Origin of the sequence: Ornithinibacillus massiliensis, from assembly GCF_018310345.1 — a bacterium.
Taxonomy (GTDB): domain Bacteria; phylum Bacillota; class Bacilli; order Bacillales; family Amphibacillaceae; genus Ornithinibacillus; species Ornithinibacillus massiliensis.
Genome location: NZ_JAGXBY010000002.1, coordinates 507,307 through 527,673, shown reverse-complemented (window position 1 = coordinate 527,673; position 20,367 = coordinate 507,307). Strand labels below are relative to the sequence as shown.

Annotated in this window: 23 protein-coding genes; 19 read left to right on the top strand and 4 right to left on the bottom strand. The window is 34.4% G+C overall.

Annotation, left to right across the window (positions count from 1 at the left end):
* Window positions 1-3: 3 nt before the first annotated feature.
* The 10 genes from KGF86_RS06950 (at window position 4) to KGF86_RS06905 (ending at window position 8,378) form a co-directional block, all read left to right on the top strand.
* Entirely contained in the window at window positions 4-1,611 is a 1,608-nt protein-coding gene (locus KGF86_RS06950) for a terminase large subunit domain-containing protein (RefSeq protein ID WP_211741449.1), read from the top strand.
* A gap of 12 nt (window positions 1,612-1,623) precedes the next feature.
* Window positions 1,624-2,955 (top strand): phage portal protein, encoded by a 1,332-nt coding sequence (locus KGF86_RS06945; protein WP_211741448.1) that lies wholly within the window; start codon window positions 1,624-1,626, stop codon window positions 2,953-2,955.
* A 599-nt stretch (window positions 2,956-3,554) separates the two neighbouring features.
* Window positions 3,555-4,301: a hypothetical protein gene (locus tag KGF86_RS06940; protein WP_211741447.1), complete on the top strand. Its 747-nt coding sequence runs from the start codon at window positions 3,555-3,557 to the stop codon at window positions 4,299-4,301.
* Between the two features lie 64 nt (window positions 4,302-4,365).
* Window positions 4,366-4,707, top strand: coding sequence for a hypothetical protein (locus KGF86_RS06935; protein ID WP_211741446.1), 342 nt, complete (start codon window positions 4,366-4,368; stop codon window positions 4,705-4,707).
* A gap of 203 nt (window positions 4,708-4,910) precedes the next feature.
* On the top strand, window positions 4,911-5,255 hold the full coding sequence (locus tag KGF86_RS06930; RefSeq protein WP_211741445.1) for a hypothetical protein: 345 nt from the start codon (window positions 4,911-4,913) through the stop codon (window positions 5,253-5,255).
* Window positions 5,256-5,259: 4 nt separating this feature from the next.
* Window positions 5,260-5,850 carry a hypothetical protein gene (locus KGF86_RS06925; RefSeq protein WP_211741444.1) on the top strand — a complete coding sequence of 197 codons (591 nt, stop codon included), beginning with the start codon at window positions 5,260-5,262 and terminating at the stop codon, window positions 5,848-5,850.
* A gap of 427 nt (window positions 5,851-6,277) precedes the next feature.
* Entirely contained in the window at window positions 6,278-6,982 is a 705-nt protein-coding gene (locus tag KGF86_RS06920) for a cytochrome c biogenesis CcdA family protein (protein ID WP_186868763.1), read from the top strand.
* A 54-nt stretch (window positions 6,983-7,036) separates the two neighbouring features.
* Window positions 7,037-7,474, top strand: coding sequence for a Na(+)/H(+) antiporter subunit B (locus KGF86_RS06915; protein ID WP_186868764.1), 438 nt, complete (start codon window positions 7,037-7,039; stop codon window positions 7,472-7,474).
* A gap of 26 nt (window positions 7,475-7,500) precedes the next feature.
* Window positions 7,501-7,872 carry a response regulator gene (locus tag KGF86_RS06910; protein WP_186868765.1) on the top strand — a complete coding sequence of 124 codons (372 nt, stop codon included), beginning with the start codon at window positions 7,501-7,503 and terminating at the stop codon, window positions 7,870-7,872.
* A gap of 26 nt (window positions 7,873-7,898) precedes the next feature.
* Window positions 7,899-8,378, top strand: coding sequence for a CcdC family protein (locus KGF86_RS06905; RefSeq protein ID WP_186868766.1), 480 nt, complete (start codon window positions 7,899-7,901; stop codon window positions 8,376-8,378).
* Window positions 8,379-8,444: 66 nt separating this feature from the next.
* Here the strand turns inward: KGF86_RS06905 and KGF86_RS06900 are convergent, their stop codons facing one another.
* A complete protein-coding gene (locus KGF86_RS06900) occupies window positions 8,445-8,912 on the bottom strand; it encodes a DUF2621 domain-containing protein (protein WP_186868767.1) in 468 nt (155 codons plus the stop codon).
* 252 nt (window positions 8,913-9,164) lie between these two features.
* On the opposite strand from KGF86_RS06900, the gene KGF86_RS06895 reads away from it, so the two are divergent.
* The 7 genes from KGF86_RS06895 to KGF86_RS06865 all read left to right on the top strand — a co-directional run bounded on the left by KGF86_RS06895 (window position 9,165) and on the right by KGF86_RS06865 (window position 15,647).
* Window positions 9,165-10,280 carry an ATP-binding protein gene (locus KGF86_RS06895; RefSeq protein WP_211741443.1) on the top strand — a complete coding sequence of 372 codons (1,116 nt, stop codon included), beginning with the start codon at window positions 9,165-9,167 and terminating at the stop codon, window positions 10,278-10,280.
* Between the two features lie 257 nt (window positions 10,281-10,537).
* Window positions 10,538-13,246: an aconitate hydratase AcnA gene (gene acnA / locus KGF86_RS06890; RefSeq protein ID WP_281413772.1), complete on the top strand. Its 2,709-nt coding sequence runs from the start codon at window positions 10,538-10,540 to the stop codon at window positions 13,244-13,246.
* A 198-nt stretch (window positions 13,247-13,444) separates the two neighbouring features.
* Entirely contained in the window at window positions 13,445-14,038 is a 594-nt protein-coding gene (locus KGF86_RS06885; protein WP_186868770.1) for a TlpA family protein disulfide reductase, read from the top strand.
* Between the two features lie 77 nt (window positions 14,039-14,115).
* A complete protein-coding gene (locus tag KGF86_RS06880; protein WP_186868827.1) occupies window positions 14,116-14,262 on the top strand; it encodes an FbpB family small basic protein in 147 nt (48 codons plus the stop codon).
* Between the two features lie 161 nt (window positions 14,263-14,423).
* On the top strand, window positions 14,424-14,648 hold the full coding sequence (gene tlp, locus KGF86_RS06875) for a small acid-soluble spore protein Tlp (RefSeq protein WP_186868771.1): 225 nt from the start codon (window positions 14,424-14,426) through the stop codon (window positions 14,646-14,648).
* A 274-nt stretch (window positions 14,649-14,922) separates the two neighbouring features.
* Window positions 14,923-15,348 carry an acyl-CoA thioesterase gene (locus KGF86_RS06870; protein WP_211741441.1) on the top strand — a complete coding sequence of 142 codons (426 nt, stop codon included), beginning with the start codon at window positions 14,923-14,925 and terminating at the stop codon, window positions 15,346-15,348.
* On the top strand, window positions 15,348-15,647 hold the full coding sequence (locus tag KGF86_RS06865) for a hypothetical protein (RefSeq protein WP_186868773.1): 300 nt from the start codon (window positions 15,348-15,350) through the stop codon (window positions 15,645-15,647). The genes KGF86_RS06870 and KGF86_RS06865 overlap by 1 nt, the downstream gene beginning before the upstream one ends.
* 22 nt (window positions 15,648-15,669) lie before the next feature.
* On the opposite strand, the gene yidD is transcribed toward KGF86_RS06865, so the two are convergent.
* The 3 genes from yidD to plsY all read right to left on the bottom strand — a co-directional run bounded on the left by yidD (window position 15,670) and on the right by plsY (window position 17,511).
* A complete protein-coding gene (yidD, locus tag KGF86_RS06860; RefSeq protein ID WP_186868774.1) occupies window positions 15,670-15,903 on the bottom strand; it encodes a membrane protein insertion efficiency factor YidD in 234 nt (77 codons plus the stop codon).
* 30 nt (window positions 15,904-15,933) lie between these two features.
* Window positions 15,934-16,848 carry a GTP cyclohydrolase FolE2 gene (folE2, locus tag KGF86_RS06855; RefSeq protein ID WP_186868775.1) on the bottom strand — a complete coding sequence of 305 codons (915 nt, stop codon included), beginning with the start codon at window positions 16,846-16,848 and terminating at the stop codon, window positions 15,934-15,936.
* Window positions 16,849-16,929: 81 nt separating this feature from the next.
* Window positions 16,930-17,511, bottom strand: coding sequence for a glycerol-3-phosphate 1-O-acyltransferase PlsY (gene plsY / locus KGF86_RS06850; RefSeq protein ID WP_186868776.1), 582 nt, complete (start codon window positions 17,509-17,511; stop codon window positions 16,930-16,932).
* Between the two features lie 164 nt (window positions 17,512-17,675).
* Between plsY and KGF86_RS06845 the strand changes: the two genes are divergently transcribed.
* Window positions 17,676-18,089: a CoA-binding protein gene (locus KGF86_RS06845; protein WP_186868777.1), complete on the top strand. Its 414-nt coding sequence runs from the start codon at window positions 17,676-17,678 to the stop codon at window positions 18,087-18,089.
* A 308-nt stretch (window positions 18,090-18,397) separates the two neighbouring features.
* Window positions 18,398-20,353: a DNA topoisomerase IV subunit B gene (parE, locus tag KGF86_RS06840; RefSeq protein ID WP_186868778.1), complete on the top strand. Its 1,956-nt coding sequence runs from the start codon at window positions 18,398-18,400 to the stop codon at window positions 20,351-20,353.
* Window positions 20,354-20,367 lie beyond the last annotated feature (14 nt).

Here is a 20,367-nt window from a genome sequence, read left to right as displayed (position 1 = left end):
TAAATGGCTGCTAAAATAAAATCGAATAATAAGGCATTACAACAGGTTATGGGTGATTTTCGGTTATTTGCAAAAAATTTCATTAAGATTATTGATAACAACGGTGAAAGTGTTCCATTTGTATTAAATCCTGAACAAGAACAATTCATAAATGAAATGGTGAAATATAACATCATTTTGAAAGGGAGACAGATTGGTTTTACGACACTTTCACTTGGTTACATGTTGTGGTCTGCATTAACTAAGCCGGATACAAACTATTTGATGATGACACATCATAACAAGGTAACTCAATCCTTATTAAGAAGGATTAATAAAATGTATCAGTATTTACCGCATGATAAATACCCTGAATTGTTCCCTAAGAAAGTTATCTCCAATAGAGATGAAATCTATTTTGAAAATGGATCACGTATTCAAATGGCAACGGCTGGTGGAGAGGATTCTATTTCAGGGAATACATTTGAATTAATTCACTTGTCAGAAATGGCAAAATATCCAACAGAACAACAAGAAGAAATTATTGCTACTTCCATTCCTGCACTAGCCAAAAACCCCAATTCTAAGATAATTATTGAAGCAACCGCAATGGGTTTTAATTATTACCAAGAGATGTTTATGAAAGCATGGAGAGGCAAGGAATCCGTTTGGAAGTCCCACTTTTATTCATGGTTGTCTAAAGCATATTCTAGTCAATTTAAGCACTCTTTTGATGAAGCAGAGGTATGGTTTAAGGAACATAATCAAGGGCGTAGAATGTCCTTTAATGACCTAGAACATGACGAAAAAATATTGCGAGATAAGTATAAAGCAACGTTCAGACAATTGATGTTTAGGAGATATTATATAGAAACAAATTCATTGGAAAAGTTTCAGCGTGAATTTCCAACTACACCTAATGAAGCATTTCAAACCTCCAATATATCTGTATTTGATACAAATAAGGTTGTTGAACGGTTACAAAATGTTATTGATCCACTACCTACCAATGAGATATATGACGAGATACCCGATATTTTAAAGCCATATTTAAATAAGAGTTTATTTATCTACCATTTACCTAAGCATGGAATAAGAATGTATGGTGGGGTTGATGTTGCTTCAGGTAATGGCGGTAATACGGATAACTCTACATGTTCAATATTTGATGTAGAAGGTCAACAAATGGCTTCATTTTATGCTAATGATGTGCCTGTTTATGAATATGCAAAAGTTATTAATGCATTGGGTAGATTTTTTAACTATGCGTTTCTTTGTGTGGAAAGGAACAGTTTTGGCACTCCATTATTGGAACGTCTTAGGAAGGAACATGGCTACTTAAACTTATTAAAAAGCAAAATATTTAATGAGCGTGGCAAGAAACGTTTCCAGTTAGGTTTCCAGACTACTAATGTCACTAAATCAATCCTTATTAGTGATCTAAAAGAGTATTTTGAGATGAATCAGATCAATATCGAATGTGTTCAAACGTTAGAAGAAATGAAAATTTACATAGATGATAACGGGAAAATGGGAAATAAACGTGGAAGTGGATTACATGACGACCTGGTAATTAGTGTGGCTATGAGTGTCCAAGCCATGAAGCAAGGGAAATATTATGTCGAAATATAAGGAGTTGAGGAAATGGATTTGCAACAATATATAAAAGATAAATATGATAGTGCAAGCGATTGGTTTGTTACTTTTGTAAATGAGGTACATAATCAACGACGTGTCCAAGATGTAATGGCTAAAAAAGAGTATTTAAACGGTAATCATGCGATATTACAGAAAGCCAGTTACAAGTATAAAGGGAAGGAATTTGTACCAAGGAAGATTGTATTACAGTATGCTAAGACCTTATTAAACTTTCAAAAAGCATATCTATTACAAAATACCATTACTTTGACTGGTAACGAAAAGATTGTTAAGAAGTATCAGCAAGTGAATCGTAAAGGTAAATATAATAGATTAAACCAAAAGATATTGGACAAAGTTCTCAAATATGGACAGGTCGCAGAGTACGTTTATATGGAAAATGGAACAATTAAATCTAAGTTGATTGATCCGAGTGAGGGTTATCCAGTTTACGACCATAACAATAATCTTATTGCTTACATACAGGCATTTATGAGTGATGGCATAGAGTATTATACCGTCTATGAACCTAAATATGTGAGTGAATATGATAATAAAGGTGGGGAATTGCGTTTAGTTGGTAGATACAACAACCTTTCGGGATTACCTATTATCTATCACAATCAAAACGAGTTAAACGAGGTTGAAGGAAGGTCAGAGTTAGATGATTGGATCAGTATATTAGACAACATGGAAGATTTAATTAGTAAATATACAGATAGTTTCTATAAGTTTATGAATCCTATTCCTGTTAGTATAGGACAAGAGATAAAAGGTGATGGGCTATCGAGTGATGTAGTAGGTGGCGGTATCTCCTTAGATGATGGTTCTGACTTCAAGTTGGAGAGTAATGGATTGGATTACCATACATTCGAAACGTTGTTTAAGACGTTGTTACAGTCATTGCTTGATACATCTCAGACACCTGCTGTAAGTATGAATAAGACGGACATCAGTAACCTTAGTGAAGTATCTATCAAATTACTATTCCAATTGGCTAACATTAAAGCGGCAGGTAATGAGTTGTTTATGCGTGATGGAATTGAACAGCGTTTCGAGAAGATACGGACATTGTTAGGATATAAAAATATTAAGTTTAGTGATGATGATTTTGATTCATTGGATATAGTATTCCAGTATGCTATGCCTTCAAATGATAAGGAGATTATTGAGATGTTGAAGGAATTACGTGATATGGGTGCTATATCATTAGAATCCTTATTAAGCCATTCTCCTATGACAAGTGATGTCCAAATGGAACTAAATAAGATTATGAGTGAGGGTAATAATAGTACAGTTAGTACAGACGGTAAGGATAAGATTGATACAGTTGAGTAATGGTTAATGATAATGATTATCAATTAAATTGGATTTATTATAAAAGTTGATGTAATGGGGATTGTGAATGGATAGGATATATCGCTGTTCACGTCCCTGTTACAATAGAACAACTACGCTCCTCAATTTAGACAAGAGAACACAAGAGTCAATCCTCTATCCATCTCATTAAAATAGAAATGTCTATATACTATGTATAATAAGACATTTTTTATTCAGTTTTTATACATAAATATACTAGAATCGGCTAGAAACCTTGATAAATTAGCATTTTATGATTAAGTTTTCAATCAGATAGTTTAAGCAAATGATGAAATTTAGTCCTAATAGGTTAATAAGAGACGTTAGAATCGCTTTAAATAAGGCACGGATACCCCTATTATGGGAACGAGGTCGCCTAGCATATGCCTTTACACACCCGAGAAAAATTAACCAAAATCTAATTATTTGAAAAATTTAGGTAAATATGATGACAATATAATATTTTATGGTAAAATAGTTGCGACACCTTAGATATATCAAATAAAAATTTAATTAAATTAGGGGTGTTGCAATGAAAAAAGGAATATTTACTTTTGTTATTTTTTCTATTTTATTAGTTGGTTGGGGAGTTAAACTATGATTATTGGTATTTTTTTGTAATTGTAGGTGTAGTAATTGTTCTTGTTATGTTGATGGGGGATAAAGTGAAAGAATTAAATACTAAAAAAGAAGAATTCGAAAAAAACGAAATAACAAAAATATTAGAAGGGAATAATTTTATTATTTCTAAATCCTATTCGTCGCAGGAATACCGTTTATCAAAAGAAAATAGCAATATTTATTATGATGACTCAAAAATAGCAATTTTAATAATTAACAAAAAGGAGAGACACATCTCAGAAAGAGTAGAGATTTTTAATAGAGAAAGAGAGAAAGGGAATGTTAAAAATTATGAACTAGATTTATTTGCATTTAAATATGAACCAATATTAATAGAGGTAAAAAATATCATTCAATCGGAAATTATTCAGGATGATATATCTATCACAAAAACATCAAGAGGTTCACAAGTGGGTGGTGCATTAGTAGGTGGGGTGTTGGCTGGAGGTGTAGGTGCAATTATAGGTGGTTTAAGTGGAAACCAAACTAATACAGGTGCAACAAGAAAAGTTGAATTAGTTTTTACTATTGACGAACCACTTAACCCAACTATTAAATTTAAGTTTTTAGATGAAATTTCACCTATTAAAAAAGATAATCCAAAATACGAAACTGCAATTAATGAAGCAATAGAATGGCAAAAACTTATCTCAATTTTATTACACAGATACGAGAAAGAGGATAATACCACTTATACTAAATAACTATCTAAGAAAGCAGGATTTTCCATCTCCTTGTCGAATAAAGTAGACAAAGGAGATGATAAGATTGAAAAAAATAACTTTAATGAAAATTTTTGCTCAAGAGTGTGCAATTTTAGTTGATCAAGGTAAAAGTGTAAACGTTCAAACAGTTAAAGAACATATTGAAAAAGGGGACTTAATTAATTGGCTAATTGATAATTATATGGGTAAAAGTTCTCTATATATGGGAGTCAATTCATTTTCAAGTGAGGATATATCATATGTCCATGAAGAGTATAATGCTCTCTTGATGGGGTATTATGATGATGAGTTCAGTAAATGGGGGATACAAAACAATGGCTTCAACTTGTTAGTTAGTTGGGGTATCGAAATACTTAGAGATGTCAACGAGAATGAGAAAGTTTAATTAGAGAGGGGAGAAGGGTTGAAAAGATTTCTAACTAATACTCTTTGTAAATTCTCATAAAGTTGCGTGTGAATAATATTTTGATTTATCCATAAAGATGGGGAAATTATTGAATTTATCATGCTTAAACTATTCTCATTCGGATCTATTTATAGACACTCAATTGGGTGTCTTTTTTATTGCCAAAATTAAGGAGTGATGAAATGAACAATTTACAACGTCTTGAAATGGAAACAAAGGGAATCCAACTAGATCAAAGCGAATTAACCATCTATTTACAAGAAAACAACCTACAACCGTTTGAGCCATACAATCCAGAATCTGCAACTTCAAAAAAATTAATATATCAATCGGCCTTATCTATATTAGAGTCACTAGCCAACAATCCTCAACAGATGAAAAATTATAAGCATGAGGACATGACAATTTCACAATTTCATGAAAATTTAATGTCACGTATTGACCAACTGGAACGTAAAATTAGAACGCTTAAAACAGACGAACAACTTCAAAATGAATCTAACTTCTTTATGTTGTTTGGAGAGTGATTAGATGTTGCAGCATGATTTTAATTTTATGATTAATGAATTTGGTGTCCCTGTCAAATTGAATGATGAAACAAACACACGTAAAGTTCTACTATCTAGCCGTGGAATAAGTAAAATAGAAACTAATTTTGATGATCGAATTATCCATACTAACTTCCCTATAAAGCGTGGAGATACAATGAAATATAACGATGTAATCTACTTAGTTTATTCCGATGTTCAAGCAAAAAAAGGATTTGAATATCAATCACTAATAAGACCAATGACTAATACATTTACCTTTACATACTTGACTGAGGGAGTAATAGATCATTATGACGAACTGGATAACCCTGTTTATGTTCCAGGGCACGAACCCCGAGAAGTTATAGAGAAATTACCTTGCATTGCTTATCAAGAGGGGAATCCTACCTTATCTAGTGGGAAAATCATCCTACCAGAAACTCGTATTAAGGTTATAATGCCTGATAATAATATGACGGAACAGATAAAAATGAATACTACACATACTGTAATAAATCATACATATAACATTGTCGATATTAACTTATTACAAAAAGGGATACGTATATTTACAATGGATTGGGCAATATAGTGAAATATTTAATAGGAAGAAACTTAACCTCTCTAATTATAAATATTGGACAATTTAACCATTATATGCTATATTTTACTTAACAGAAAAAGTGGTTCGTTAGGTAAGAGAAACCTTATTATATCAAGGTTTTAGGTTTTTAATCTCTTTGCCTTCTCAGAAGAAAATCAATCAAATGATGCGTGCAATGAATAATCAAATGGATAAATAGCATACTGCAATCATGTTATACAAAATCAAGTATACATTGCACAAAGATACCCCGTACTATTCCTAGTAGGGGTTTTTTCATGCGATAGTATAATTATCCTTTTAACCATATAAGAGTTTTGTCAATAGGTTATCCACCTAATTGTCAAATTCCAGATGCATAAATTGGTCAACCATCTGATATAATGGATGGCAGAAGCAAATTAGGAGGTTAAGTATGTCTGAGATAAATATTTTTCTTGCATTTGGTGCTGGATTTCTTTCTTTTATTTCTCCATGTGTATTACCACTTTACCCGGCATTTTTATCATACATAACAGGAATGAGTGTTAGTGAAATAAAAGATGACCATAAAATGTTAAATCGTAATAGTATTATTCATACGATATGCTTTTTAATCGGATTTTCTAGTATTTTTATTATTTTTGGATTTGTGACTTCCTCTATAGCTCAATTTCTTTTGACTTATAAGGATATAATAAGACAAGTGGGTGCTTTATTAATTATATTTTTTGGACTTGTCATTGTCGGTATTTTAAATTTTAAGTTTTTAATGAAGGATAGGAAGGTAACTTTTAAAAACCGTCCGTCAGGCTTTTTAGGTTCTGCCTTAATTGGGTTTGCCTTCTCATTAGGGTGGACACCTTGTACAGGACCTATACTAGCAGTAGTATTTACATTAACTGCAACCGATCCTAGTAAAGGTATGGTGATGATGATTGCATATATTTTAGGTTTTTCAGTCCCATTCCTTGTCCTTTCCTTCTTTATTGGGAAATTAGGTTGGATTAAACGGAATAGCCATAAATTAGTTAAAGTCGGCGGTTATATTATGATTGCTTTAGGTATTGCCCTATTTTTTGATTGGATGACGAAACTCACTGCTTTCTTAGCTGGTTGGATAGGTTTCAATGGATTTTAACGGTAAACTATATTATTATAATACCTATAGATTCTACATAAGGAAGTGTTATTTTTGAGCAAACCCAATAACTTAATTTTACAAACTGCAACTGCACTTATTGCCTTTATACTGCTAGGGTTTTCTGTATATTTGTTTTTTGCAGGTCATAACTCTCCAGGTGGTGGATTTATTGGTGGCCTTGTTACAGCAGCAGCTGTAGTATTACTATATATGGCATATGGTATTGATTTTGTAAACAAAATATTGCCAATTAATTTTCGAGCGCTGATTTCAGTCGGATTGTTAGTTGCATTCTTAACAGGTGTAGGTTCATTCTTATTTGATGTTCCATTTTTATCACATACATTTGGTTACTTTGAATTTCCTATATTTGGGGAAGTGGAACTAGCGACTGCAATGTTGTTTGACTTGGGAGTGTATTTAACAGTAGTAGGTGTAACCGTAACAATTATAATAAATATAGCAAATGATACAAAAGCAGAAGTTTGATTTTATATAATTGGGGGATTTGTTAAATGGCAAGAATTTTGGTAGTTGATGATGCTAAATTTATGCGCACGACTCTTCAATCGATTCTAACCAAGGATAACCATGATGTTGTAGGGGAAGCAGAGAATGGGAAGGAAGCAATATCACTTTTCTTAAAGGAAAAACCTGATTTAGTTATTATGGATATTACCATGCCGATTATGAATGGTATCGAAGCTATCAAAGAAATAATGAAGATTGATTCGAATGCTTCCATTCTTGTTTGCTCAGCGATGGGGCATCAGAAAGTGGTTGTAGAAGCGATAGAATTAGGGGCAAAAGACTTTATCGTAAAACCATTCGATGAACACCGTGTGTTGGAGACGGTTAATCGCGTATTATCACACATTACAAGCTAATCTATACACCGGGAAAGAGTGTTACTATGTTTTGGATAATAGCAAGTACAGTTGTAGCATTTGTGATGGCTTCTGTCATGATTGTTGTTCGCTTAAAAGCATCCAGAAAGCCCGCTTCTGTAAAAAGAATTATTTTACCACCTTTGTTTATGAGTACTGGGGCATTGATGTTTCTTTTCCCAGAGTTTCAGATAAAGTGGATTCAAGTATTAGAAGCCCTTACTGTTGGAGTTGTTTTCTCGATTTTTCTTATCAAAACCTCTAACTTTGAAATACGAAATGATAGAATATATTTGATTCCTTCCAAAGCCTTTATATTTATATTAGTTGGCTTACTGATAGCCAGATTAATTTTAAAGATTGCATTAGGAGGAACAATTACATTAGGAGAAACAAGCGGAATGTTTTTCTTATTAGCTTTTGGCATGCTTGGTAGTTGGAGACTAGCGATGTTATATAAGTATAAACAATTAGAAAAAGAATTAAAGGTGCCTTCATCTTCTTGAGGGCACCTTTCTTATTCGAAACGTATTGTTCATCGACATCTAATTCTCTAGCACTTCACACTATACTTATTGGCTTTTCTTATAACTAGCTTGCCAGTTCGTTCTATAATCCTCTTTAGATCGTTTAAATAGATGTTCATATGGAGATACATCGATTTGTTTTTCTTTTAATTTTTTTCGTAAGAATTTATGATCTCGCTTTGGTGTTGCGAGAATATATCCTTCGATGACAACATCCTGATTAATTTTACTCATCCCTTGTTCAAGCGCCACTTGCCCTATTTTACTAGCAATTTTTTGCCTAGCTACATCTCGGAATAATTCAGGGACGGGGGAGACCAACTCCTCAAGTAGATCTTTCTCTTCTTGATTCCACATATGCTTCGACTTCTCTATATAATGGAGCTCCCAATCCATCATGGATTTTCCATCTTCTTTTGGAAGCTGTTTTAAGAATTTGCGGAACATAAAGTATCCACCGATTGCCATAAATCCAATCATAAAAAATCCCCAAAACACTATAAAATATGACATAATATCCACCTTTTTCCTTCATTTTACTTTACTATCGTATCAAAATTTAGTTGAATTATAGGTAGCAGTTATGTAATTTTACTACTAAGCGTTAAAATTCTGATAAACTTATTACTTTTAATAATTATCTATGCTAATATTATTATAATTATAGTTTACTTTTTAAACAACTTTCATATTTGGATAAATATCAACATATAGTATAGTAAGCTTGTGAGATTGTAAGAATTTTGTAGTAAAGGGGCGGATCCAATGGAGAAAGAATCAAATAAAGACAGTATAGAGCAAAATTCAGCAGTGGTAATCAGCCCTTTTGAAAGCGTATTATCAGAAACGGATAGTCTTCATATGTTACCAGAGTTTATCACAGATTGGATAGAGCAAAATAGTAATGAGTTTTTCTCTTTATGGGATAGTAGAGGTATAGGTCTATATTTTTCAAAATCGATTGAACATATACTCGGTTTAAAACCTAGAGAATTAGTAGGTAAATCTTTTCAGGATTTTATACTTCCTGAAGATGTTGCATACATAAAGAAGGATTTTAATCAAGACACGTTTACAAACCAAACCTTTAATGTACATATCGTTAATTATGATCAAAAATACATATGGTGTGAAGTTAAAGTTGCAAAAATTACCGATCCAACAACTGGGGAACATCTCTATATTTGCACGACAAGAGATATTACAGAAAAAAAAGAAACCGAGGAAATGATGATTCGTTCAGAAAAAATGTCTATTGCCGGTCAACTAGCAGCTGGTATTGCGCATGAAATTAGAAATCCGCTAACATCCATTAAAGGGTTTCTTCAATTACTACAGGCTGGGGTAAATCGCAAAGATGTATATTATAAGATTATGATTGATGAGATTGAAAAAATGGAAACTATTACATCAGAGCTGTTGTTTATTTCCAAACCGCTTACAGATAATAAGAAGCAAGAATCTATCTTACAAATGATCAAAGATGTAATGGAATTACTTAAACCCCAAGCAAATCTGAAAAATATATTAATAGAAATAATTGGGGATGAACAATTTATCTATTGTGATAAATCCCAGATAAAACAAGTACTAATCAATATTATTAAGAATGCAATTGAGGCAATGGAGGAAGCTGGAAAGATTACGGTAATACTAAAGGATATGGCTGATGAGATTAAGATTGACATAGTCGATGAAGGGCCAGGCATAGATGAAGAAGTTATCCATAAGCTAGGTGAACCGTTCTTCACTACTAAACAGCAAGGTACTGGACTAGGTTTAATGATTACAAAGCAATTATTGGAAAGACATAATGCAAAGTTAGAAATCTTACAAAATGAAATTAAAGGGAGTACATTTCGGATTATTTTCCCAAAATAGGACTCATTGTTACTGCTATTGATATAATTAAGTAGGAAATTAATTCGAACTTGTGTATAAGTAATGCTTATCACCTTGAATAAGATTTTTGTATAGTAAATCGAGTATGAAACAATTGTTTTATACTCGATTTTCATTTAAGATGAGTATGTAAGAAAACTAATAGACTTTGGAAGCGCTTATGTGTAGTTGAAATTATGTTATCTTAGTAAACGTTCCAAATCTAGAGAATTCCGTTTTGAAAGGGGTTTATGAAAATGGGGGAGAATAGTGTCTTCAATGCAAAGAAGAAATTCGAACTTAATGGTAAGTCTTATAACTACTATCAGCTTAAAGCATTAGAAGAATCTGGCTTAGGCAAAATTGATAGATTACCATTTTCTATTCGTGTTCTTCTAGAATCTCTCGTACGTCAATACGATGGCCGTGTAATTAATGATGATCATGTAAAAGGATTAGTAAAATGGGGAACAAAAGATGGTAAAGGGGTAGATGTCCCTTTTAAACCGTCACGTGTTATCCTACAGGACTTCACAGGAGTACCTGCAGTAGTTGACTTAGCTTCTTTACGTAAAGCGATGGTAGATTTAGGTGGAAAGCCTGAACAAATTAACCCAGAGGTACCGGTTGATTTAGTAATTGACCACTCAGTTCAAGTCGATCAATATGGTTCTCCAAGTGCATTACAAGCAAATATGGATTTAGAATTCAAACGTAATGGGGAGCGCTATGAGTTCTTACATTGGGCTCAAAAAGCATTTGATAACTATCGTGCAGTACCACCAGCAACTGGGATTGTTCACCAAGTAAACTTAGAGTACATTGCCAATGTAGTTCATGAAGTAGAAAATGGAAATGGTGAGTATGATGCATTTCCTGATACATTAGTAGGTACTGACTCACATACTACTATGATTAACGGGCTAGGTGTACTAGGTTGGGGTGTAGGTGGTATTGAAGCAGAAGCAGGAATGCTTGGCCAACCTTCATACTTCCCACAACCAGAAGTAATTGGTGTTAAATTTACTGGCAGCTTCCCACAAGGAACTACTGCTACAGACTTAGCACTTAAAGTTACTCAAGTACTTCGTGAGCGTAATGTAGTTGGTAAATTTGTAGAATACTTTGGTCCAGGTCTAAAAGATATGCCGCTTGCAGACCGTGCGACTATTTCTAACATGGCTCCAGAATATGGTGCTACTTGTGGATTCTTCCCAGTAGATGAAGAAGCACTTAACTACCTACGCTTAACTGGACGTAGTGAAGAGCATATTAAATTAGTTGAAAAGTATTGTAAAGAAAATGACCTATGGTATTCACCTGAAGTAACGGATCCTGAATATACTGAGGTTGTTGAAATTAACTTGTCAGAATTAGAACCAAACCTTTCTGGTCCTAAACGTCCGCAAGACTTGATTCCACTTTCTAAAATGAAAGAAGAATTCAATAAGGCAATTACGGCACCACAAGGTAACCAAGGCTTTGGACTAGATAAATCAGAGTTTGATAAAGAAGTAACCATTAAGCTTTCAAATGGTAAAGAGACCGTGATGAAAACCGGTTCTATTGCAATTGCAGCAATCACTTCTTGTACCAATACATCTAACCCATATGTTATGTTAGGTGCTGGATTACTTGCTAAGAAAGCAGTTGAAAAAGGCTTGGAAGTACCGGCTTATGTAAAAACTTCTCTAGCACCAGGTTCAAAAGTTGTAACGCGTTACTTAGAAGATGCTGGTTTAATGCCGTACCTAGATAAATTAGGATTTAGCCTAGTTGGGTATGGTTGTACTACATGTATCGGTAACTCAGGACCGCTTTTACCTGAAATTGAAGAAGCAATTGCAAGCAATGACTTAACGGTTGCATCTGTATTATCTGGTAACCGTAACTTTGAAGGTCGAATTCATCCATTAGTAAAAGCAAACTACCTAGCTTCACCACCATTAGTAGTTGCTTATGCACTTGCTGGCACAGTAGATGTCGACTTAGCTAAAGATGCTATCGGTACAGATGCAGATGGTGAACCAATTTATTTAAATGATATTTGGCCATCAATGGAAGAGATTAAGAATGAGGTTAATCGTGTCGTTAATCCAGAAATCTTCCGTAAAGAGTATGAGAATGTATTCAATTCTAACGAGAAGTGGAACGAAATCGATACAACTGATGAACCGTTATTCGAGTGGGATGAAGATTCTACTTACATTCAAAACCCTCCATTCTTTGAAGGGTTATCCAAAAATGCAGGTACTGTAAAACCTTTAAACAACCTACGTGTTATTGGTAAATTTGGTGACTCGGTAACGACTGACCATATTTCACCTGCTGGAGCAATTGCTAAAGATATGCCTGCAGGACTTTACTTACAAGAAAAAGAAGTTTCACCAAGAAACTTCAACTCTTATGGTTCCCGTCGTGGTAACCATGAAGTCATGATGCGTGGTACATTTGCGAATATCCGAATTCGTAACCAGATTGCACCAGGTACTGAAGGTGGTTATACAACCTACTGGCCAACAGGCGAAATCATGCCAATCTATGATGCGGCGATGAAGTATCAAGAAGAAGGTACTGGTTTAGTTATTCTAGCTGGCAAAGATTATGGTATGGGATCTTCTCGTGACTGGGCAGCGAAAGGTACTAACCTTCTAGGTATTAAGATGGTTATTGCGGAAAGCTTTGAGCGTATTCACCGTTCTAACCTTGTTATGATGGGAGTACTTCCATTAGAATTTGAAAAAGGTCAAAATGCTGAAAAGTTAGGTCTAACAGGTAAAGAAACATTCAATCTAGAAATTGGTGAAGATGTTAAACCTCATGACCTTGTAAAGGTTACTGCTACAGATGAAAATGGTAAAACAACTGAATTCAAAGCTGTAGTACGCTTCGATAGTGAAGTTGAAATTGATTACTACCGTCATGGTGGTATCCTACAAATGGTATTACGTAATAAACTAGCCTAATACTCAAGAAAGCGAGCTCCTTTGGGGCTCGTTTTTACATGGATAAAATGTATTATATGTCAAATAACGACGTACGAAATAGTTGTATTTGTGAAATCTCTTTGACAGATAGGTTTATTTCTTTATTATTTTAGCTAAGATTGTATACTATAAGCATAGATAGCAGAGATGGAATACATAATGTTGGGAGTTTAACTAATGATAAAAAAGTTTGTAGGTATTACAATCTTACTAGCTCTAGGTATTGCGTTAGTCATTAACGTATTGGATTTAAATAATAAAGAGACATCTGGTCCTAATTTAGTCGATGTAACAGGTGACACGTCTGTTGAAGGCGTAACCATCGTATCTCCTGGTACTAACGGCTTAAATGTCGGAGATCAGGCACCAGAATTTGAACTACCGTTATTAAATGGGGATGTAGTAAAGCTCTCAGATTTAAAGGGCAAAAAAGTACTGATTAACTTCTGGGCGACGTGGTGTCCGCCTTGTAAAGAGGAAATGCCTGAGATGCAGCAGTTGTACGAAGAATATGGAGATGATATTACGATTATAGCTATTAATGCCACCGGTTCAGAACGTAATGAATCTGCTGTTCGTGATTTTATTGATGAATATGGCTACACATTTCCAGTAGCAATTGACAAAAATAACGATACGACAGATAATTATATGGCTTACACGATTCCAACTTCTTATTTTATTGGTACGGATGGTGTTATACAAGTACCGCGAAAAGTCGGTCCGATGACATATGATTTTATGGTGGAAATGATGAATTCCTTAAACTAAAGGATTATATTTTTCTAAAAATTATTATACAAACCAACAGAAATGGTAATACTTCTATTAAAAAGGGAGTGATTACCATTTCTTTGAAAAAACGACTTTCATTTGAAGAATTGGTTCAAGCGAATAGACAGCAAATACTAGATGATAAAGAAATCTTGGACCGAATTGAGCAAAACCTAGAAAAGAGAGCCAGAGATTTACTATCAAAACGAAAAGAAGCATAGTTATTAGTATCAAGTACTTCAGACCTCCACTATGTGTAGCAAATTTGTTACATAGGGTGGAGCTTTTTCATTTTGTGCTTATTGTTTTCTTGAATAGTTATAGCAGAAAATCAAACAATAACATTGCCAATGGCAATCGAATACAACAAGGAGGAATGAACATGACGGAAAAAAATCATACACCAAAGCCAGATGATCGCAGTGATAATGTAGAAAAACTACAAAATATGGTTCAAAACACGATTCAAAATATCGAGGAAGCGCATGAAACCATGCAATTTGCTTCAGGTGAGGAAAAGCAGAACATTATCGAAAAAAATAAACGTCGAGAAGAAGCAATTGAAGGCTTCCGTTCTGAAATTCAAGATGAAGCGCATGATCGTTAGCCATAGGAATATTTGTGAAGTCACTTGGTAAAAGCCTCATAATATATAGCTGTCCTTGTTATATCTTTTGAAGAGGCTAATTATACTAAACATGGATACGCCACCAATCTATAATTTTGTTGAAGTATTAAACCGAACTATTATGAAATCGAACAGAATGGTATAGTAGTTCGGTTTTCCCTTTAGTAAATAGGATAAATTCTGAAGCCTCTTTATTTATGTTTCGACCAGGGTATATGCTAAACTAAACATACATAATAAGGGAGGACTTCAATTGAATAAAGTAAAAATACCAATCGAAGTAAGATATCAAGAAACCGATCAAATGGGAGTAGTGTACCATGCTAACTACCTAGTTTGGTTCGAAATTGGACGCACCAAATTTATCGAGCACTTAGGACTAAGCTATGTAAACTTGGAAAAGAATAATGTGGTTTCTCCTGTCTTGGATGCGCAAGTTTCTTTTAAAAAACCAGTTCGTTATGGTGATAACGTATTTGTAGAGACATGGATAGAAAAATATGATGGACTAAGAACCGTGTATGGTTACCAAATTATTGATGAAGAAGGGGAAATAAGGGTAACAGGAACGACTAAACACGTTATCGTGAAAAAGGATAACTTTAGACCTGTTTCTTTAAAAAAAGCATTTCCTAATTGGCATGAACGATATATGCAGAGTATAGAAGGGGAACAGTAATGGCTTTTGGATTGAACAGAGATGAATTAATAGAATGGAAAAGAAAAGTGGCAAAAGGGGAAATTGCCATTTTGACCCATTATTGGTTAGATGATCGTTTTCCAGGTTGCACAAGTGTAACGAAAGTAGGTTGCAAAGACGTTGAGAAGTTAATAGAGTGGGGCAATCAATATCATCTGAATCCTAACTATATCCACCTTGATGAAAGATACCCTCACTTCGACCTATTTGGTCAAAGGCAAAAAGAGGTATTAATCCAAGAGGGTAAATGGGATCATATAACCAAATTTGATTTATAAAAAGCGCTAAAGTACATAAATTTTAGCGCTTTTTCTTTTGCTTCTTTTCTGGTACATAGTCCACTCCACCAGGATGAAACGGATGGCATTTACTTATTCGTTTAATTGTTAAGTATCCGCCTTTTATTGCCCCATGCTTCCGTATTGCCTCAAGTCCATATTCGGAACAGCTTGGATAAAACCGACATGTAGATGGTGTAAAGGGACTAATGGCACTACGATAAAACTTAATAAGGCCTATAAATAGATATTTCATATACGAACCTTCTTTAAAAAGGAGTTAATATTATTTATTGAAGCGTATAGTTGCAATGGCATCATGCATATGGATAGATTCTTCATTTTGACATGATACCTTAAATCCTGTCACATAAGGTAATTCGTATAAATCAGCAGCTACTAATCTCGCCATATCCTCAACAAATCGGGGATTTTCATACGCTTCCTCGGTTACCATTTTTTCATCTGGTCGCTTCAAAATTGGGTGTAATCTAGCACTTGCATTACTCTCAGCAGCCTCTAATAAAGCAAGCTTCCAATCCTCCTCTAAATCAGTGAAATCATTGGAGAGGGAAACCTCCATCCTTACATTTCCACGTTGGTTGTGGGCACTGTATTCACTAATTTCTTTTGAACAAGGACAAAGTGTTGTAATCAGGACAGACATTCCAACATTCATGATGTATCCACTATCCTGATTGTAGGAAACTTCCATCGTTAAGTCGGCATGATTTAACCCCGCTATACCTGTACTAGGTCCTTTGCGTTCATAAAACCAAGGAAATTGTATCGTTATCTTCGCATCTTTTTGACCTAATCGTTCAGCAAGCTCTTTAGTGAATTCCTTTAACATGGAAAAATCAGCATGAAATCCATTTACACTATAGGCAGCTAATTGCTCCATAAACCGACTCATATTCGTACCTTTACTTGATTGTTGGATACTTGATGTAAAGGTAAATGATGCAACACTTGTTTGTGAATGTGGTGCAGTAGCACTGTCGATTATAATAGGGTATTTCACATTCGTAATACCAACTTCATCAAGCTCAAATAAAAAGTCTTTTTGTATATTTTGTAAATCAGCCATTTTTTCTTTTTCCACTGGTTTGTGCTTGGGACCAGGTTCTACAGTTCCAAATAATTTATGTCTTTCTTCTTTTGTAGGTAATGTTTTACGCGGTATGTTGTTTGAATTCATGACTATTTCCCTTTCTAGTGCAAGACTTGTCTCTGTCCAAAGTATAAGGCAAGTATTCATTCGATTTCAATTATACCGCTTTTACATCCACTTAATTTTAGGCTCGGTTTTATTTATAATCCGTTTTATATTTGCTAAATGTCGATAAATGACAAAAAGTGTTAAAACAGCTATCACAATCATTAAACCAATATCCCCAAAGAAAATAGAAACAATAAAGGATACTAGACCAGTAATCATAGAAGAAAGTGAAACATATTTTGAGATTTTTAATGATACTAGAAATGTCAACACCATTACACCAAATAAAATTGGATTGACACCTAATATAATCCCACCTGATGTTGCGACGGCTTTACCACCTTTAAAACGAGCAAAAATCGGGTAAGTATGTCCCAATACAGCAAAAATCCCAATCGCTAGTCTATATACATCCGCATCAAAAAATAATGGAATGAGGGTAGCTAGAGTACCTTTTAAAATGTCTGCTGCTGTAACAATAATCCCAGCTTTTACTCCTAGCACACGAAATGTATTCGTCCCGCCAAGATTTCCACTACCATGTTCGCGAATGTCAATTTTATAGCCAAGTTTACCTACAATAAGTGCTGATGGAATGGAACCTAAGAGATACGCAATTATTGCAAATAGAACATATTCCATTTAACTTCCTACTTTCTTCTTTAAAATTATATATATAGTTTATCATGAACTATTAATATTAGGTACTAAATTATGAAGGATAAATAAAATCTTAACACAAAAGGTGTTTTACTTACATGATAAACTAATAATAAGTATAATCGAAATGAAAGGAGTTACCAAATATGCAGAATCCTAGTAATAATGTCATAAGAGAAATATTAGAATCAGCTAAAACCATTGCGGTGGTTGGATTATCTGATAATCCCGAAAGAACATCCTATCAGATTTCAAAAATAATGCAAGATGTAGGGTACCGCATTATTCCTGTTAACCCTACGGTTGACGAAGTATTAGGGGAAAAATCCTATGATTCCTTATCAGAAATTAAGGAACCAATTGATATTATTAATGTATTTAGAAGACCAGAATTTTTGCCTGAAATAGCGAAAGAAGCTCAAGAAACGGATTGTAACGTTTTCTGGGCTCAACAAGGAATTACCAATGAAGAAGCATATGATTATTTAACCGAAAAAGGTTTTACTGTAATCATGGATCTATGTATAAAAGTTGCACATGCTGTATTAGTTAAAAAGTAAGTTAGATACGGAGCAAAAAGAAATTATCATAGTGTAATCCGAACTTTGGCAATTCTTCTATAAGGATTGGAATAGTTCGGTTTTTTTATGCCGATTTCAAATAACAGATCCTTGACTAAGCTATTTAGTGATAAGATATAGTGAAAAACCATGATAAAATAGCTATCATTATAGAACTTCTATACATTTTAAAATATGTTGTAGTATACTTATTAATATTGTGTTGGTAATTGACCTTTACAAAAACAAACACCTGTTCTACTATATTAAATATGACAATGAACTATTGGTGAAGGGAGCTAACGGAATTGGACAAGAAACCTTTACATTATTCTGATGATTCCATTCAAGTACTGGAAGGTCTTGAAGCTGTTCGGAAACGACCAGGGATGTATATTGGTAGCACCGACCATCGAGGATTACATCATCTAGTATTTGAAATTGTTGATAACGCAGTTGATGAAGCATTAGCAGGATATGGAAATAATATTAAAGTAACCATACATAAAGATAATAGTATTTCAGTAGAGGATAGCGGTAGAGGAATCCCTACTGGTAAGCATAGTACTGGTAAATCGACAATGGAGGTTATATTTACCGTATTACACGCTGGCGGAAAGTTTGGCCAAGGTGGTTACAAGACAAGCGGTGGATTGCATGGAGTTGGGGCTTCTGTTGTTAATGCCTTGTCGGAGTGGTTAGAAGTAACTTCTCACCGCGATGGAGAAGTCTATTTTCAGCGCTTTGAAAATGGTGGAACTCCCATTGGAACTAGCAAGAAGATTGGAAAGACAAAAAAGACTGGTTCCACAATACACTTTAAGCCGGATGCATCCATTTTCTCTACTACTGTTTTCAGCTATGACACCATTTCTGAACGATTACGTGAAGCTGCATTTTTATTAAAGGGCTTACGTATTGAGGTATCGGATGAGCGGACAGAAGAAAATGACGTATATGAATATCCCGATGGATTAAAGTCCTTCGTAAAATATTTAAATGAAGATAAGGATCCACTACATGAAGTAGTATTTTTTGAAGGGGAACAACAAGAAATTGAAGTAGAGTTTGCTTTTCAATTTAATGACGGTTTTTCAGAAAATATGTTATCCTTCGTTAACCATGTTCGTACGAAAGATGGTGGTACCCATGAATCGGGAGCAAAGGCTGCTATTACGAGAAGTTTCAATGATTATGCAAGAAGAACCAATGCCTTAAAAGAAAAAGATAAGAATCTGGAAGGAACTGATATTCGTGAAGGGTTAACGGCACTCGTATCAGTTAGAATTCCCGAAGAAAAATTACAGTTCGAAGGCCAAACTAAAGGTAAGCTCGGTACTTCAGAAGCTCGCTCAGCAGTTGATGCAGTCGTATCTGAAAAACTGAATTTCTTTTTAGAGGAAAATCCAGATGTTTCAGGACTATTAGTGAAAAAGGCTATAAAAGCAAAAGAAGCACGGGAAGCGGCTAGGAAGGCCCGTGATGATGCAAGGTCTGGTAAGAAAAAACGTCGTAAGGAAACCATCTTAAGTGGTAAACTTACTCCAGCTCAATCGAGGAACCCGGATAAAAATGAATTATACTTAGTAGAGGGTGATTCTGCGGGTGGTTCAGCAAAGCAAGGAAGAGATCGTAAGTTCCAAGCGGTTCTTCCACTACGAGGTAAAGTAATCAATACGGAAAAGGCAAAGCTCCAAGACGTATTTAAAAACGAGGAAATCTCAACTATTATTCATACTATCGGAGCTGGAATTGGGCCTGAATTTAATCTTGAAGATACCAATTACGATAAAATCATCATCATGACAGATGCAGATACGGACGGTGCCCATATTCAAGTATTGTTATTGACTTTCTTTTACCGCTATATGAGACCATTAATTGAAGCAGGTAAAATATATATTGCCTTACCACCTTTATATAAAATATCGAAAGGATCAGGTAAGAAAGAGCAGATCATCTACGCATGGGACGATGATGAGATGCGAGAGGCAATCAATAAGTTTAAAAATGGATATATTATTCAACGCTATAAAGGGCTTGGAGAAATGAATGCCGACCAATTATGGGAAACAACTATGAATCCAGATACACGGACATTAATCCGTGTAACCATTGAGGATATTGCCCGAGCAGAGCGTCGTGTGACGACATTAATGGGTGATAAAGTTGAACCAAGAAGAAAATGGATCGAATCCAATGTGGAATTCGGTTTAGATGATGATCCAAATATTTTAGAAAATGATAAAATTCACCAAGAATAATAAAGACCAAATGT